At 47.0% G+C, this 13,185-nt stretch carries 15 protein-coding genes; 9 read left to right on the top strand and 6 right to left on the bottom strand.

Annotated features, from left to right (window positions below; translation table 11 throughout):
- Window positions 1-91 precede the first annotated feature (91 nt).
- Window positions 92-2,011 (bottom strand): hypothetical protein, encoded by a 1,920-nt coding sequence (locus QUA02_RS19975; protein WP_333030113.1) that lies wholly within the window; start codon window positions 2,009-2,011, stop codon window positions 92-94.
- A 37-nt stretch (window positions 2,012-2,048) separates the two neighbouring features.
- Window positions 2,049-3,419: a glycosyltransferase family 4 protein gene (locus QUA02_RS19970; RefSeq protein WP_333030112.1), complete on the bottom strand. Its 1,371-nt coding sequence runs from the start codon at window positions 3,417-3,419 to the stop codon at window positions 2,049-2,051.
- A 76-nt stretch (window positions 3,420-3,495) separates the two neighbouring features.
- On the opposite strand from QUA02_RS19970, the gene QUA02_RS19965 reads away from it, so the two are divergent.
- The 3 genes from QUA02_RS19965 to QUA02_RS19955 all read left to right on the top strand — a co-directional run bounded on the left by QUA02_RS19965 (window position 3,496) and on the right by QUA02_RS19955 (window position 5,390).
- Complete coding sequence (locus tag QUA02_RS19965) at window positions 3,496-3,966, top strand: tetratricopeptide repeat protein (RefSeq protein WP_333030111.1); 471 nt, start codon at window positions 3,496-3,498, stop codon at window positions 3,964-3,966.
- 128 nt (window positions 3,967-4,094) lie between these two features.
- The gene (locus QUA02_RS19960; RefSeq protein WP_333030110.1) at window positions 4,095-5,051 is read left to right on the top strand and encodes a glycosyltransferase family 2 protein; all 957 of its coding nucleotides are present in this window, start codon (window positions 4,095-4,097) and stop codon (window positions 5,049-5,051) included.
- 108 nt (window positions 5,052-5,159) lie between these two features.
- Window positions 5,160-5,390, top strand: a complete 231-nt coding sequence (locus tag QUA02_RS19955; protein WP_333030109.1) for a ssr2422 family thylakoid membrane protein — start codon at window positions 5,160-5,162, stop codon at window positions 5,388-5,390.
- A gap of 39 nt (window positions 5,391-5,429) precedes the next feature.
- Here the strand turns inward: QUA02_RS19955 and QUA02_RS19950 are convergent, their stop codons facing one another.
- From QUA02_RS19950 to QUA02_RS19940, 3 genes are read right to left on the bottom strand one after another with little or no spacing between them, the layout of a single operon-like run.
- Complete coding sequence (locus QUA02_RS19950; RefSeq protein ID WP_333030147.1) at window positions 5,430-5,933, bottom strand: DinB family protein; 504 nt, start codon at window positions 5,931-5,933, stop codon at window positions 5,430-5,432.
- A 53-nt stretch (window positions 5,934-5,986) separates the two neighbouring features.
- Window positions 5,987-6,268 carry a putative quinol monooxygenase gene (locus QUA02_RS19945; RefSeq protein ID WP_333030108.1) on the bottom strand — a complete coding sequence of 94 codons (282 nt, stop codon included), beginning with the start codon at window positions 6,266-6,268 and terminating at the stop codon, window positions 5,987-5,989.
- 56 nt (window positions 6,269-6,324) lie between these two features.
- Window positions 6,325-6,498 (bottom strand): hypothetical protein, encoded by a 174-nt coding sequence (locus QUA02_RS19940; protein ID WP_333030107.1) that lies wholly within the window; start codon window positions 6,496-6,498, stop codon window positions 6,325-6,327.
- A gap of 174 nt (window positions 6,499-6,672) precedes the next feature.
- Between QUA02_RS19940 and QUA02_RS19935 the strand changes: the two genes are divergently transcribed.
- The gene (locus QUA02_RS19935) at window positions 6,673-7,359 is read left to right on the top strand and encodes a diacylglycerol/polyprenol kinase family protein (protein ID WP_333030106.1); all 687 of its coding nucleotides are present in this window, start codon (window positions 6,673-6,675) and stop codon (window positions 7,357-7,359) included.
- Window positions 7,360-7,512: 153 nt separating this feature from the next.
- Here the strand turns inward: QUA02_RS19935 and QUA02_RS19930 are convergent, their stop codons facing one another.
- Window positions 7,513-7,662 carry an isochorismate synthase gene (locus QUA02_RS19930; protein ID WP_333030105.1) on the bottom strand — a complete coding sequence of 50 codons (150 nt, stop codon included), beginning with the start codon at window positions 7,660-7,662 and terminating at the stop codon, window positions 7,513-7,515.
- 499 nt (window positions 7,663-8,161) lie between these two features.
- Here QUA02_RS19930 and QUA02_RS19925 point away from each other — a divergent pair, with 499 nt between their 5' ends.
- The 5 genes from QUA02_RS19925 (at window position 8,162) to QUA02_RS19905 (ending at window position 13,178) form a co-directional block, all read left to right on the top strand.
- The gene (locus QUA02_RS19925; RefSeq protein WP_333030104.1) at window positions 8,162-9,565 is read left to right on the top strand and encodes a nicotinate phosphoribosyltransferase; all 1,404 of its coding nucleotides are present in this window, start codon (window positions 8,162-8,164) and stop codon (window positions 9,563-9,565) included.
- A gap of 113 nt (window positions 9,566-9,678) precedes the next feature.
- Window positions 9,679-10,278 (top strand): nicotinate-nucleotide adenylyltransferase, encoded by a 600-nt coding sequence (locus QUA02_RS19920; RefSeq protein WP_333030103.1) that lies wholly within the window; start codon window positions 9,679-9,681, stop codon window positions 10,276-10,278.
- Window positions 10,239-10,988 carry an NUDIX hydrolase gene (locus QUA02_RS19915; RefSeq protein ID WP_333030102.1) on the top strand — a complete coding sequence of 250 codons (750 nt, stop codon included), beginning with the start codon at window positions 10,239-10,241 and terminating at the stop codon, window positions 10,986-10,988. The genes QUA02_RS19920 and QUA02_RS19915 overlap by 40 nt, the downstream gene beginning before the upstream one ends.
- Before the next feature lie 70 nt (window positions 10,989-11,058).
- Entirely contained in the window at window positions 11,059-11,352 is a 294-nt protein-coding gene (locus QUA02_RS19910; protein WP_333030101.1) for an isochorismate lyase, read from the top strand.
- Between the two features lie 89 nt (window positions 11,353-11,441).
- Window positions 11,442-13,178 (top strand): NAD+ synthase, encoded by a 1,737-nt coding sequence (locus QUA02_RS19905; protein ID WP_333030100.1) that lies wholly within the window; start codon window positions 11,442-11,444, stop codon window positions 13,176-13,178.
- Window positions 13,179-13,185: the final 7 nt, after the last annotated feature.

The raw sequence follows: 13,185 nt of genomic DNA, 5'->3' as shown, positions 1-13,185 counted from the left end.
GTTGCAATCGGCAGAAACGGTAAAAAACCCGGTTTCTTTGTCTCAAGAGTGCGTCCGGGACTGTTCCCTCTGCTGAATGCTTTCTGCCAGATTACGATCGCTTGTCAACCGCCGCCAGCAACCGCAGACTTCCGTCTTGAATCTGCACTGCTTTCACGGTTCCCACAGCGACTCTTTGTTGACCGTTAGCCATCGCTACCTCAATCTTAATTTTGGGGTCAGCCTGCAAGCCCAGCCGCCCCCACAGCCACTTGACTTGAGTAGCAGGAAAAGAGCGCACTTCTACATCTGAAAAGGGCGAATTAACCCAGCGGCTGCCGTCGTGAAAACTCGCTACTTGCACCTGATACCAAACTTGTTCTCCCGCCAATTTTAACTCGTTGTTCGGTTCTGGTTCCAGCCACTCAGCGGGATTGACACTGCTAATTAAAGTAGCAGAACCCATAATTTGACTTTTGTGGTCTTCTAAACTTTCAGCCTGAGAAACTGCTTCCTCAAGTTTATTAACCAAATTCCGAATTCGACTTCTTGTTTCGCTGTCAGTATCTGATTGCTGGTCGAGCCAATTCATCGCCTCGCGAGTTCCGTCTTGAGACGCTACAATGAGCGCGCCCCAAGCTTTGACATCGGCGTCAGCGGAATTCACTCTCAAGGCGGCGTCTATGCGGTTCCAGATCCGCCCGCCGTCATTTTTGAGGGTTGTGCTAATTTCGTGAGTGTTGCTCGGATCGGCTTCAAATACTTGCAAAGCTTCGCTCCAGCGGCCGTCGATCAATTCTGCGAGAACTTGTTGGCCGGGACTAGCCCAAGATGCGATCGCCTGAGCCCGAGTAATTTTAGCGTGAAATTCGATCGTCTCTAGCTGAGCTTGCGCGACTGCCGGCCAATTTTTGCCGGCTTTCCCCTTCGCCAAACGCATGACATTTAATGCTGGAGACCACAGCCCGCTTTTGGCCAGTCGCAGCCCATTTTTGTAAGTCTCGTCATTGAAGGCAAACTCTTCTAAAGAAATCGCCGTTAACTGAACTGGGTTCGGCAAAAATTTGCGCGGGCCAATTTGATAAAGGGTAAATTGCGGCTCTAAACCAACTGTTTGGTCGATCGTCAACTGCGGGTTTGGCCCCTTAACAATTTGCTGCCAATTCGGCGGTTGTCCGGCCGCACTCACCCAATCCAACAGCGACATTAAATGATTTTGGCTGGGGTTGTAGCGAACGACTTGTCCGTAGGGAATTTTCTTGTCGCCCCGCATTAGTTGACCGCTGACATTAAACCAAATGCCCGAGGCGGGGGGCTTGCCGTCAAAGCGGCGCAGTTCTGTTAGGGGTAGCGACTGATTGGAGGCTTGATTGTTAGAGGTAGAGTCAGCTAAAGAAGCAATGACAAAAGATTCCGCAGGGCCTTCTAGATTCACAGAACTTGCTAACTGAAAATACTGCTCTTTATCGGAATCGCGATCTGGAAGTTGCACCCGCTTGTACACTCGAAGTTCGACAATTTGACGGCAAGGATTTTTGCAAACAGTAGAAGCATTAACAGTCCTTTCCACCATCACCGGCAACAGCAAATCGGAAACAGAATTATCGTCGGATCGATCGACGGGAAGCGGCAGGGATTCTCCGGTTACGAATCCCAATTTGCGGACGCTGGCTTTGATTTGATCCAGAGTTTGGATCGAATCTCTGCTACCTGTAGGCAGGCGCGACCATCCAGGCACAAACTGAGAGATCAACTTGTTACCGTTGGGATCGACAATTAGCTGGTAACTCAGCCAAGCGCCGCCTCCCATCAAAGCGGAACAGCCGCACAAGACGCTGAGGGCTGTCAAATTAGCTACCAGTCTTTTCCAGGGATATCTGGCGGTAGTTGGGGAAGCAGGTATGGGAAGCTGGGACTCTTGAAGTTTTTTGGGGCGTCGGGAATGGCGGCGGCGTCTTGTCGGAGGAGGAGCAACTTTGGGATTTTCTGGGGGTTTGGCTCGATTTTTTGAGGGGTTAATTTTGTGTTCCATCGTCGCATTTTAGAATTTAGATTTTAGAATTTAGAATTTAAAATTGCAATAGCCGATCGTACTGCCGACCTATGATATCCCAGGTGTATTGGTTTTCAACGAGCGATCGCGCGCTGACAGAGAGCTCCTGTCTTAGCTGCTGATTTTCAAACAAACTGGTAATCGCCTCAACATACTCCTGAACTTTGTTCGCCCGCAAGGCCTTTCTCGGTTGTGGGCCGCCATCGACGGCTAAACCCTCCAAGCCTCGATCGCTAGCAACCACGGGAGTTCCCGCAGCCATCGCCTCCAAAGTTTTATTTTTAATCCCAAAACCAATCCGCATCGGCACCACACAAACAGCAGCTTGATGCAAATATTCTGCCACCCTTTGCACCCGACCTACTACTTGAATTCCGGGGAGTTTCCCCAAGGCGAGCACTTCCGGGACTGGCGAAGCCCCTACTAAGGTGAGGGTAGCATCGGGATAGCGCTGCTGCAAAGGCGGCAGTATTTGCAAACTGAGAAACCGCGCCGCGTCAATATTGGGCAAATTGTTCATTGCGCCTGCAAAAATTAAGGTGTGTCCTCCCGGATCGATCGACCGGTACGGAAATTGGACCAAATCTACCCCGTTAGGAATTACATCAATTCTAGGCACAAAAAAATCTTGTTTTCCTCGCACCCGAACCGGCGGCGACAGCAATTCTAGGAGTTGCTGCTTGTCTGTGGATGTTGTCGCGACAATGCGGGAGAATTTGGAACAGTAGCGTTTTTCGTAGCGGGCGAGTAGCGGTAAATTCAGTCGATCGCGCAGGGGTTTTTCGGAGGTGCCGGTTGCTAATATTTCCCTGCAAGTTCCCCAAACGGAACTGTGAATGTTTGCCACTGTCAGCAGTTTTTGCCGCCATTCTGGACGCACGTAAATCTCGTTAACGCTGTGTTCGCAGGTGACAGCATCGCATTTGCCTGCTGTTACCAATTCGTCTGCCCAATTCTGCATTGCTCTTGAGTAGCTTGAAAGTACGTTCGGAGGCGTCCCGGACAACAAAAATCGACTGAATCTGTGGAATTTTCCTATTATTTCAGAGAACCCCCCCTGGTTAAGGGCAGGAAATAACCCCCCCTCAGTCCCCCCCTTGTTAAGGGGGGGAGGTAAGAATCCTTCCTCAGTCTCCTGGTGGAGTCTTAGCCCCCCCTTAGCAAGGGGGGGTTGGGGGGGTGTCTGCGGATGGGGAAAAACTGCCAATTCTGTAACTTGCTGGCGCAATGCGTCGATTTGTGCGTCGGTGACATCGGGCGATCGCACAGTGCCGAGAATTACATCATGCCTCCTGCTCAAGTATTGCAATAAATTAAACGTCCTTACCTGAGTTCCTCCGCGGCTTGGGGGATAAGGAAAAGTCGAGGAAAGCATCAAAATCTTCATGGAATCTAGGATAAATAAAGTTGCCGCCTGCGCGATAAGATTGATTGATAAAACCTTTTTAACAATCCTCGCACCTATGGACGAATTATCTGTTAAGGCGCTGCTCGAAGACTTGAAAAAGTCCGACGAAAGCGTGCGCGATCGGGCAACTACAGAGCTCTGGCGCACTTGGTTTAACCAGAAGGGTGAGTATGGGATGCAAATTCTCAGGCGATCGCAAGTTTCGCTAGACTCCGGCGATGTTCGCCACGCTTTGGATTTGCTGACGAAACTGATCTCCGAAGCCCCGGATTTTGCTGAAGCTTGGAACCGGCGCGCCGTACTTCACTATACCCAAGGAAATTATAAAAAGTCGATCCACGACTGCGAAACCGTTCTCAAACTGAACCCGGTGCACTTTGGGGCGCTGCACGGTCTGGGTTTGTCCTACGCTGCCCTGGGAGAATACAGAAGTGCTATTCGAGCTTTTCGCCGCGCTTTGGAAATTCAACCGTTTGCTTTGGTGAATCAAAAGTTAATTCTTGAATGTACGGCTCGTTTGAGTTAAAATCAACTGTCCCGGAAGCGAAATCTGTTAATACCAATAGGTAAAAAACTCTGCGATTGCGGGCAAATTTTTAATCGGTCTTGTTGTCACTTTTTAGCAATCTCAAATCTCAAATCTTAAATCTCAAATTGTCTAAAGTACCCAAAATTAGCGTTTGCATTCCTACTTGCAATCGAGTGCATTTGTTGGCTTGTGCGATCGCCAGCGTGTTAGATCAAACTTATACAGATTTTGAATTAATTGTCTGCGATGACGGCTCAACTGACAACACTCGGCTGTTAATGTCGGAATTTGTCGATCGCGGGATTCGCTACATTCGCCACCCGCAGAATATCGGCAAGAGTAATAATATGCGATCGGGCTTTGCGGCGGCAAGGGGCGAATATTTTATCAAGTTTGACGATGACGATCGCCTGAGCGCGCAATTTCTAGAGCGCACATCTGCTATTTTAGATAAAGACCCCAGCATTGATTTTGTCAGTACAGATCACTGGGTGATCGACATTCACAATTATATTGATGAAAACCAGACTAAACTCAATTCGCAACGGTGGGGCCGCACCGAGTTGTCGGCTGGAATTATTGAAGATTTGCTCTCCACAGTTTTTGTGAGACAAAGTTTGCAAATAGGGGCAACTTTGTTTCGCCGCCGCGCGCTGGAAGAAGTCGGATTTCTGCGCCCGAATTTGCAAAATTGCGAAGATAACGATTTGTTTGTGAGACTTGCGATTGCGGGCAAAAAGTGCTATTACTTGCCTGAGCTGTTGATGGAGTATCGAGTTCATGCTGGACAGCAAGGAGTCGATCGGGCAATTCCGTATTTAAGCGATAAATTGCGCTATTTGACCAGTTACGAGTTTGATTCCGAGAAGTTGGAAACAGTCAGGCTCAACAGGATTGCAGAAACTCAATTAGCGCTGGGTTTGCGGCTGATTGAGGTTGGTGAAACTGCAAAAGGGCGCCTGATGGTGCGAGCTGGAAAGTCAGTTTCTGAGGCGAAAATGTGGGCTGGTTTGGGGTTGTCGCTGCTGCCGTTGGAGTGGCGGGGGAGGGCTTTTGCGGCTGTGCGGGAATTGGTGAAATGATAATTAGTAATAGTTCTTGGTTATGAGCAAGTGATAAAACAGTCGCTTTTTAATTATGTTATCATATTTATACAGTCAAGCTAATCTCTGTTAATAGGAGAAGTCGCCATGCAAATACCAGAAAATCCCAGCAATAATGACATCAGGGAAGCATTGATTGAGCTAGGTCAGAAAGTCGATCGCCTGGAATACAAGTTTGACGCATATCAGAAGGGAACAGATGGTATGGTTAGGATGGCTACAACTATTATTATTGCTACTGCCTCCGTCGTTGTCTTGTCTAGCCTCAGTCCCGCAGTAACAGCCATAGTCACAGCATTGTCAGCAGGAAACGGATAGTAAAAATTAGGAATCAAATGCCTTGATATTATCTTGACGTTATACAGAGGCGACGGGTAGCCACGGAATATCTGTAACGCCTAGGTCGTAGCCAAGTTGTTTGAGCAGTGTGGTAATTTGTCCTCTATGGTGAGTTTGATGATTGAACATATGTGTCACGAGAACCCAAGTCGGTAGCACGCGGCATTTACCATCTACATTGCTTGTGTACTCAAACGGTTGACTCAACCAGTCAGAATTAAGGTTTGTAGACCATTCTATAATTTGCCGATCCATTGTCTCCCGTTCGGCTCTCAAAGCCTCAAATTCAGCATACAGTTCTTGCCCGATAACAGTTACCGAAAATGGCTGAAGAGTGAAACGACCCATCCATGCTTTGTCACCATACAGTAAGTGATTCAAAGTGCCATGAATAGACTTGAAAAAGGCACCCATATCCTGTTTGCGCTGTTCGTCAGGAATTGCCGAGCAGACAGAATATATTTTTTGATTCATCCAGCAATTGTACTCAGCCATTAGCTGGTAGTAGCTACCGTCGTACATACTCAAAACTTAACCCCATAGTTTGAACAACTTACATTATACAAATAGGTCTTTCACAATACTCCTGACTCTAATTGGTCTAGATAAATAAATTCAGGAGCTTTAACTCCGGCTTCTTCTCTAATTTTAACCAGTCTAGGCGACTCAAAAAACGCCCTAGCATCTGCGATTGATGTCCACGCAGAGAAATGAACAATTTTGTTGGGTTCTTTGTCATACTTCAAGACCTGATAGGAGCGCTCGCCAGCTTCTTTTCGGATGCTTTCAGCACGATCGAATACCTGTTTCCAAGCTTCATAGTTTTCTACTTCATGAATAATTAAGACATACTGCATAGCAATCACATTCTCTGAGAATTTCAAAACTTCACAGGTTCGGTTTACTCCTGCTCTTACTCATCTAACTCTATAAAAATTCCCTCAGCATTCAAAACTAAATCGTCATCAGACAGCGGTGGAAAGTCTAAATCAACAGTCCGTTTCAAAATTTCCAATACCAAATATAACCGCTCTGAGTCTGTTAATAGCTCAAAGGTATTCAAAAGTTCTTCTACTAAAATAGTCATAGCTTTTTCTCTAGACTTGCTTATAGCATAGCACAGGTTTTAAGTAGACCAACCTCAAAAAACATAACAGCCAGCTCCCCGCAGCACTTTAAGGCTGCGGGGTTCTAACATCGATCGCGCTTTCCACTAAAGTAGTAAATAGTGCCTGATGTAAATAAGTTTTTCCTAAATATCGTGTCTATATTTGCTGAAATTCCGACTGTGTGGCTGCAAATTTCCCTCGTGGGTATCTGGCTGGGTTTAATTTTACTGGTAGCTGAGGGCTTAAATCGCTTTACTTCTGTCGATGCTGAGGTATCGCGGAAGGTGGTGCACATCGGTACTGGAAATGTGATTTTGCTGGCTTGGTGGCTGGAAATACCCGGTTGGGTGGGGATTTCGGCGGGAATTTTAGCGGCGGCGATCGCCCTAATTTCTTACCAAGTTCCGATTTTACCCAGTCTCAACAGCATCAACCGGAAGAGTTTGGGGACTTTTTTCTATGCTGTTAGTATCAGCATTCTCGTAGCTTGGTTTTGGCCGCTGCAACGTCAGGAATACGCTGCTTTGGGCATTTTAGTGATGACTTGGGGCGACGGATTGGCTGCTGTCATCGGCCAGAAATACGGCAAACATATTTATCGAGTTTGGGGAATGCAGAAGAGTTGGGAAGGTTCTGCAACTATGTATTTGGTGAGTTTTGCTGTTAGCAGTTTGATTTTGCTGGCGGTTCAAGGCAATATTTGGCAAACTTGGGCGGTGTCTGCCGTTGTGGCTTTGGTTGCTGCTAGTTTAGAATCGGTTTCTAAGTGGGGAATTGACAATTTGAGCGTGCCGATCGGCAGTGCTGCGATCGCCTTTTTCCTGAATCATTTTTTGTGAATTGGTAATTGATAGGTTGGGTAGAACGAAGTGAAACCCAACCTACAATTAGTATTAACAGTCAACAGTCAACAGTCAACAGTCAACAGTCAACTGTTGACTGTTAAACAGAATGCCTTGACCTGCATCGCTATAAAATCCCCGATCGGCTGCTCATCTTTCCCGTTTAGAGCCTTTAGATGGCGTACCTTCAAAAGGCTGAACGCCACTGTTGGGATAATCGTCATCGCTGCGTCTAAAAATCCGCGAGGCTGCTTCCGAAACGTAACGCATTGCGTTTACAACAGATTTATAAACATTCATAAAATCCGCCTCTCTTGTGTGGCTTGGGATACTTTTATATTACTCTTATTTTTTGCCTTTGAACTACTTTAGCAATATTTATTTGAATTACTTATTAGTCTGCAACATAGAAGCAAGCTGAAGGTTTTAGGAATTACGCATTTGTGGGCGATCGACCTTTTGCTGGTAGATTTTTCCAGGCTCAACTCATGCAGTGGCGATCGCACTCCCGACGCTCAGAAACCGGGTTTTCTAACTCGGTTCGAGGGCTGCAACCAAATATTTGCGTAAAAAACCTGGAACGCTTGAGTGTTTGCGGTTAATTCCTGAGTTTGTTAAATGATGTGTTTTTATGGATTCTACCATAATATTCACGCCTCAAGCCACCTAAAATCTGCTACTCACCGCCGTACTCAAGGAATTATTCAGACAGACATCTGCAATCTTTATCAAAAATTTACAAAAAGATATGGTGTTAGTCACTATAATTAAATAAAGAAATTTGTTCGGGGTTTTTCTTATGAAAACTACCACAGAAAGCTTGCAGCTCACAGGTTTTGAAGAAATCCAAGAAGACCAAGAACTGACGGTTTCCTCAGCAGATTACAGCCTTTTAACCGATCTCTACCAGCTAACGATGGCAGCTTGTTACGTTGGGGAAGGGCTCGACGGGCGGGCTGCGAGTTTTGAATTATTCGCGCGCAGGCTGCCAGAGGGTTTTGGCTACGCGATCGCGATGGGTTTGGCTCAAGTTATCGACTATCTGGAGAAATTTCGGTTTTCTCCGGCGCAAATAGAGGCTTTGCAGTCCACTGGGATTTTTGCAGGTGCGCCGGAGCGATTTTGGACTCTACTCGCCACAGCCCGCTTTACTGGCGATGTTTGGGCGGTGCCGGAGGGGACGGCGGTGTTTGCCAACGAGCCGCTGCTGCGAATTGAGGCTCCTCTGTGGCAGGCTCAGTTGGTGGAAACTTATTTGTTGAATGCGATAAATTATCAAACATTGATTGCGACGCGGGCTGCGCGGCTGCGGGATGTGGCGGGCCCGGATGCTAAGTTGCTGGAATTCGGGACGCGCAGGGCTTTTGGGCCTCAAGCTGCTGTGTGGGCTGCTAGGGCGGCTCTGGCTGCTGGGTTCGACGGAACTTCTAATGTTTTGGCTGCTTTGAAGTTGGGCCGCAAACCTGTAGGTACTATGGCTCATGCTTTGGTAATGGCTGTGGCGGCCCTCGAAGGTAGCGAAGAGGAGGCGTTTGCAGCTTTTCACCGCTATTTTCCGGGGGCGCCGCTGCTAATCGATACTTATAATACTGTGGCGGCGGCGCGGATGTTGGCCGATCGAGTAAACAGCGGTGAAATGCAGTTGGAAGGCGTGCGGCTGGATTCGGGCGATTTGGCAGCGCTGTCTCGGGAAGTGCGATCGATCCTTCCGGGCGTTCCAATTTTTGCTAGCGGCGATTTGGACGATCGAGAAATTGCTAAATTAAAAAGCAGCGGCGCTTGCATTGACGGTTACGGTTTGGGAACGAAGTTGGTGAGCGGTTCGCCTGTGAACGGTGTTTATAAGTTGGTGGAAATTGACGGAATTCCGGTGATGAAAGAGGCAAGCGGCAAGGTAACATATCCAGGAAGAAAGCAAATTTTTAGACATATTGAAAATGGGCAAATTCTTGGAGATTGTTTGGGATTGTCAGGAGAAAATATTAAGAATTGCGATTCTTACTTACCATTAATGGAGTTGGTTGTCAAGGATGGGAAACGAGTGCAGAACCAGGAAAGTTTGGAGGATATCGCCAAACGAACTGCTGCTTCTGTCGCCAGTCTTCGAGCCGAAACTCGGCAACTTGACAACCCGATTTCGCCGCCAGTGGAAATTTCTCCAGATTTGCAGAGTCTCACTCAAAAAACGAAAAAGAGTCAGTAGTCAGTAGTCATTAGTCATTAATCATTAGTCATTAGTCATTAGTCAGTAGTCAACAGTCAACAGTCAACAGTCAACAATTCCCCATTAACTATTAACGATATTACCGATTACCTATGCAGAAGATTGCTCTTTTTGGAACCAGTGCCGATCCGCCTACAGCGGGACACAAAACTATCCTGAATTGGCTTTCCCAAAATTTTGATTGGGTAGCAGTTTGGGCGTCGGACAATCCTTTTAAGTCGCACCAAACTTCTCTAGAACACCGATCGGCAATGCTGCTATTAATGATTCAAGAAATTAATTCGCCGACACACAATCTTTGCTTGCATCCAGAACTCAGCAGTCCGAGGACGCTAGAAACTGTGGAACAAGCAAGATTGCTGTGGCCGGATGCAGATTTGACGCTGGTAATAGGTTCGGACTTGGTGGGGCAACTGTCTCGCTGGTACAAATTTGAAGAATTGTTAAAACAAGTGGAGTTGCTGATAGTACCGCGCCCGGGTTATCCGTCAGAACAATTAGATTTGTGGCAGTTGAGGCGGATGGGTGCAGAGGTGGCGATCGCATCTTTGAGTGCTCCCAATGTTTCTTCTACCTCATATCGGGAAACAGGAGACACGGAAGCCCTAACTCCGACCATCGAAGATTACATCAATAGGGAGCATTTGTACGCATGGCACGAGGCACAAAAAAGAGCGAAGGTTGCTCATTAGCTGACTTTAAAGTAGGAGTAGATAATGTTATTTTCTCCGTCGATACTGTGCAGAACCGCTTGTTGGTTCTGTTGGTAATGCGGCAAGACGAACCGTTTATTGATTCTTGGAGTCTTCCCGGTACTTTGGTGCGGCACGGAGAGTCTCTTGAAAATGCGGCTTACCGGATTTTGTCTGAGAAAATTCGGGTAAAAAATTTGTATCTGGAGCAATTGTATACTTTCGGAGAACCGGGGCGCGATCCTCGGGAATTTACCAGGGGCGATCGCTATCTTTCGGTTAGTTATTTTGCTTTGGTTCGCTTTGAGGAAGCTGAGTTAATTGCTGGGAGTGTAGTGGCGGGTGTCGGCCACCGCGTCGGCGGCATTGCTTGGTATCCCGTGCAACAAGTTCCTAAGCTGGCATTCGATCACAATCAAATTCTCGAATACGGATACCGGCGACTGCGTAACAAACTTGAATACAGTCCGGTAGCTTTTGAAGTTTTGCCGGAACTTTTTACTTTGAGCGATTTGTATCAACTTTATACAACTATTTTGGGGGAAAATTTTTCTGATTATTCTAATTTTAGAGCTCGATTGTTGAAATTGGGTTTTTTGTGCGATACCGGTGTTAAGGTTTCGCGGGGGGCTGGCCGCCCTGCTAGTTTGTACCGCTTTGATGCGGCCGCTTTTGCTCCTTTCAAAAATAAGCCGCTGGTGTTTATCTAGCTGTTCCTTGGGTGACATTTGGGGATCAATTTAGTAACATTAGAATAGAAGCTATTAAGGAGTGTCGGCGATGAAAGACCCTGATGAATGCGCTAATATTCACGAAGTTCGGGAGGAAATTGATATCATCGATCGAGAAGTGATCGACGCTTTGAGCAAGAGATTTAAATACGTCGTCGCGGCAGCAAGGTTCAAAACGAGTGAAGCTGGCGTTAGATCCCCCGATCGCTTTCACGATATGTTACAGCAGCGGCGCGAGTGGGCTTTAGAATCGGGTTTGAATCCTGATGTGGTTGAAAATATTTACCGGGATTTGGTAAATTATTATATTGAGGAAGAATTGAAACATTACAAATCTGAGTAAAGTTTCCCTATATTCAAATCTAAGACTATAGGAAATCGAGTCCGCGCGGGCGGACTGTTAGCAATATTTATGGTAGTGATGCAGGTAATATGAAAATTGCGATCGCACAACTAAACCCTACGATTGGTGACATCTTTGGCAACTCCAACCTAATTCTGGAGGCTGCGAAAAAAGCAGAGGTTGAGGGCGCAAACTTATTGCTAACACCGGAACTTTCCCTGATCGGTTATCCGCCGCGCGATTTGTTGATCGATCCGAGTTTCATTGCAGCCGCAGGCGCACAGTTGCAGCAACTGGCGCAAGCTTTGCCGCCGGAGTTGGCAGTCATAGTCGGCACTGCCGTACCTAATGCTGATGGTGTTAAAATAGGCGGAAAACCATTGTTTAACAGCGCTGTTTTGTTGCAAGATGGCGCAGTCAAAACAGTTTTTCATAAACGCTTGTTGCCTACTTATGATGTATTTGATGAAGATAGATATTTTGAACCGGGAGAAAACAGCAATTACTTTTCTATTGGCGAAGTCAAAATCGGCGTGACAATTTGTGAAGATTTGTGGAACAATGAGGAGTTTTGGGGTAAACGCAGTTACGCGGGCGATCCTGTTTCTGATTTGGCAAAATTGGGCGTAGATTTAGTGGTGAATTTGTCGGCATCGCCTTACTGTGCGGGGAAGCGGAGAGTGCGATCGGCTATGTTGCAGCACAGCGTCATCCGCTGCGGGATACCGATTGTTTACGCTAATCAAATCGGGGGAAATGACGATATTATTTTTGACGGCAGCAGTTTTGCTGTGAATCGAAAGGGTGATTTGATTCAGGTATTAGCTTCTTTTGAAACTGATTTTGCGGTGCTGGAATATGACGCAGCTAAACAAGATTTAGTTGGCAGCGGCGGGAACGGGCAAGATGCCCGTTCCACAACTGATTTGAGTTTTCATCCGGCAGAAGGAGATGCCGAAATTTGGGCTGCTTTGGTTTTGGGAGTGCGAGATTATGTTCGCAAGTGCGGTTTTTCTAAGGTTGTACTCGGTTTGAGTGGGGGGATAGATTCGGCTTTGGTGGCGGCGATCGCCAGTTGCGCGATCGGGCCCGAAAATGTGCTGGGGGTGTTGATGCCTTCTCCTTACAGTTCCGATCATTCGGTTAATGATGCTTTGGAATTATCCCGAAATCTGGGCATCGCGATCGAACTATTGCCGATCGGCGATTTGATGAAAACTTACGATCGCACTCTCGCCGATTTGTTTGTCAATACAACTTTCGGGATTGCTGAGGAAAATATTCAATCGCGGATTCGAGGCAATCTGTTGATGGCAATTTCTAATAAGTTCGGACATTTGCTGCTTTCGACTGGCAATAAGTCGGAAATGGCGGTGGGCTACTGCACTCTCTACGGCGATATGAATGGGGGATTGGCGGTGATTTCCGATGTGCCGAAAACTCGCGTTTATGCCCTTTGTCGGTGGCTGAATTCTGGCGGATATGTAGGGGCGGTGCCCCCGTGCCCGCCCCTGGGAAAGGAAATTATTCCTGTTAACATTATGAGTAAAGCGCCGAGTGCGGAACTGAAACCGGGACAAATTGACCAAGATTCTTTGCCGGGTTACGATGTTTTGGATGACATCTTGCAGCGGTTAATAGAACATCACGAATCTGCCCAACAAATTATCGCTGCGGGACACGATGAAGCGGTGGTTAAACGTGTAGTAAAATTAGTGAGGCAAGCGGAGTTTAAACGGCGGCAAGCAGCCCCGGGTTTGAAAATTAGCGATCGAGCTTTTGGTACCGGTTGGCGGATGCCGATCGCCAAAGTTTCCTCTTATTAAACCCATC

The sequence above is a fragment of the Microcoleus pseudofavosus SVA1_A4 genome, from assembly GCF_036700565.1.
Taxonomy (GTDB): Bacteria; Cyanobacteriota; Cyanobacteriia; order Cyanobacteriales; family Microcoleaceae; genus Microcoleus.
The sequence above is the reverse complement of the archived record's forward strand: the minus strand, read 5'-3'. Positions and strand labels throughout refer to the sequence as shown.

What these genes read in the sequence shown, in the direction of transcription:
- QUA02_RS19925 (WP_333030104.1), top strand. Translation starts at nt 8,162, where the DNA reads ATGAAAACTACCACAGAAAGCTTGCAGCTCACAGGTTTTGAAGAAATC.
- QUA02_RS19905 (WP_333030100.1), top strand. Translation starts at nt 11,442, where the DNA reads ATGAAAATTGCGATCGCACAACTAAACCCTACGATTGGTGACATCTTT.
- QUA02_RS19915 (WP_333030102.1), top strand. Translation starts at nt 10,239, where the DNA reads ATGGCACGAGGCACAAAAAAGAGCGAAGGTTGCTCATTAGCTGACTTT.
- QUA02_RS19920 (WP_333030103.1), top strand. Translation starts at nt 9,679, where the DNA reads ATGCAGAAGATTGCTCTTTTTGGAACCAGTGCCGATCCGCCTACAGCG.
- QUA02_RS19975 (WP_333030113.1), bottom strand. Translation starts at nt 2,011, where the DNA reads ATGGAACACAAAATTAACCCCTCAAAAAATCGAGCCAAACCCCCAGAA.
- QUA02_RS19945 (WP_333030108.1), bottom strand. Translation starts at nt 6,268, where the DNA reads ATGCAGTATGTCTTAATTATTCATGAAGTAGAAAACTATGAAGCTTGG.
- QUA02_RS19950 (WP_333030147.1), bottom strand. Translation starts at nt 5,933, where the DNA reads ATGTACGACGGTAGCTACTACCAGCTAATGGCTGAGTACAATTGCTGG.
- QUA02_RS19910 (WP_333030101.1), top strand. Translation starts at nt 11,059, where the DNA reads ATGAAAGACCCTGATGAATGCGCTAATATTCACGAAGTTCGGGAGGAA.
- QUA02_RS19930 (WP_333030105.1), bottom strand. Translation starts at nt 7,662, where the DNA reads ATGAATGTTTATAAATCTGTTGTAAACGCAATGCGTTACGTTTCGGAA.
- QUA02_RS19955 (WP_333030109.1), top strand. Translation starts at nt 5,160, where the DNA reads ATGCAAATACCAGAAAATCCCAGCAATAATGACATCAGGGAAGCATTG.
- QUA02_RS19970 (WP_333030112.1), bottom strand. Translation starts at nt 3,419, where the DNA reads ATGAAGATTTTGATGCTTTCCTCGACTTTTCCTTATCCCCCAAGCCGC.
- QUA02_RS19965 (WP_333030111.1), top strand. Translation starts at nt 3,496, where the DNA reads ATGGACGAATTATCTGTTAAGGCGCTGCTCGAAGACTTGAAAAAGTCC.
- QUA02_RS19940 (WP_333030107.1), bottom strand. Translation starts at nt 6,498, where the DNA reads ATGACTATTTTAGTAGAAGAACTTTTGAATACCTTTGAGCTATTAACA.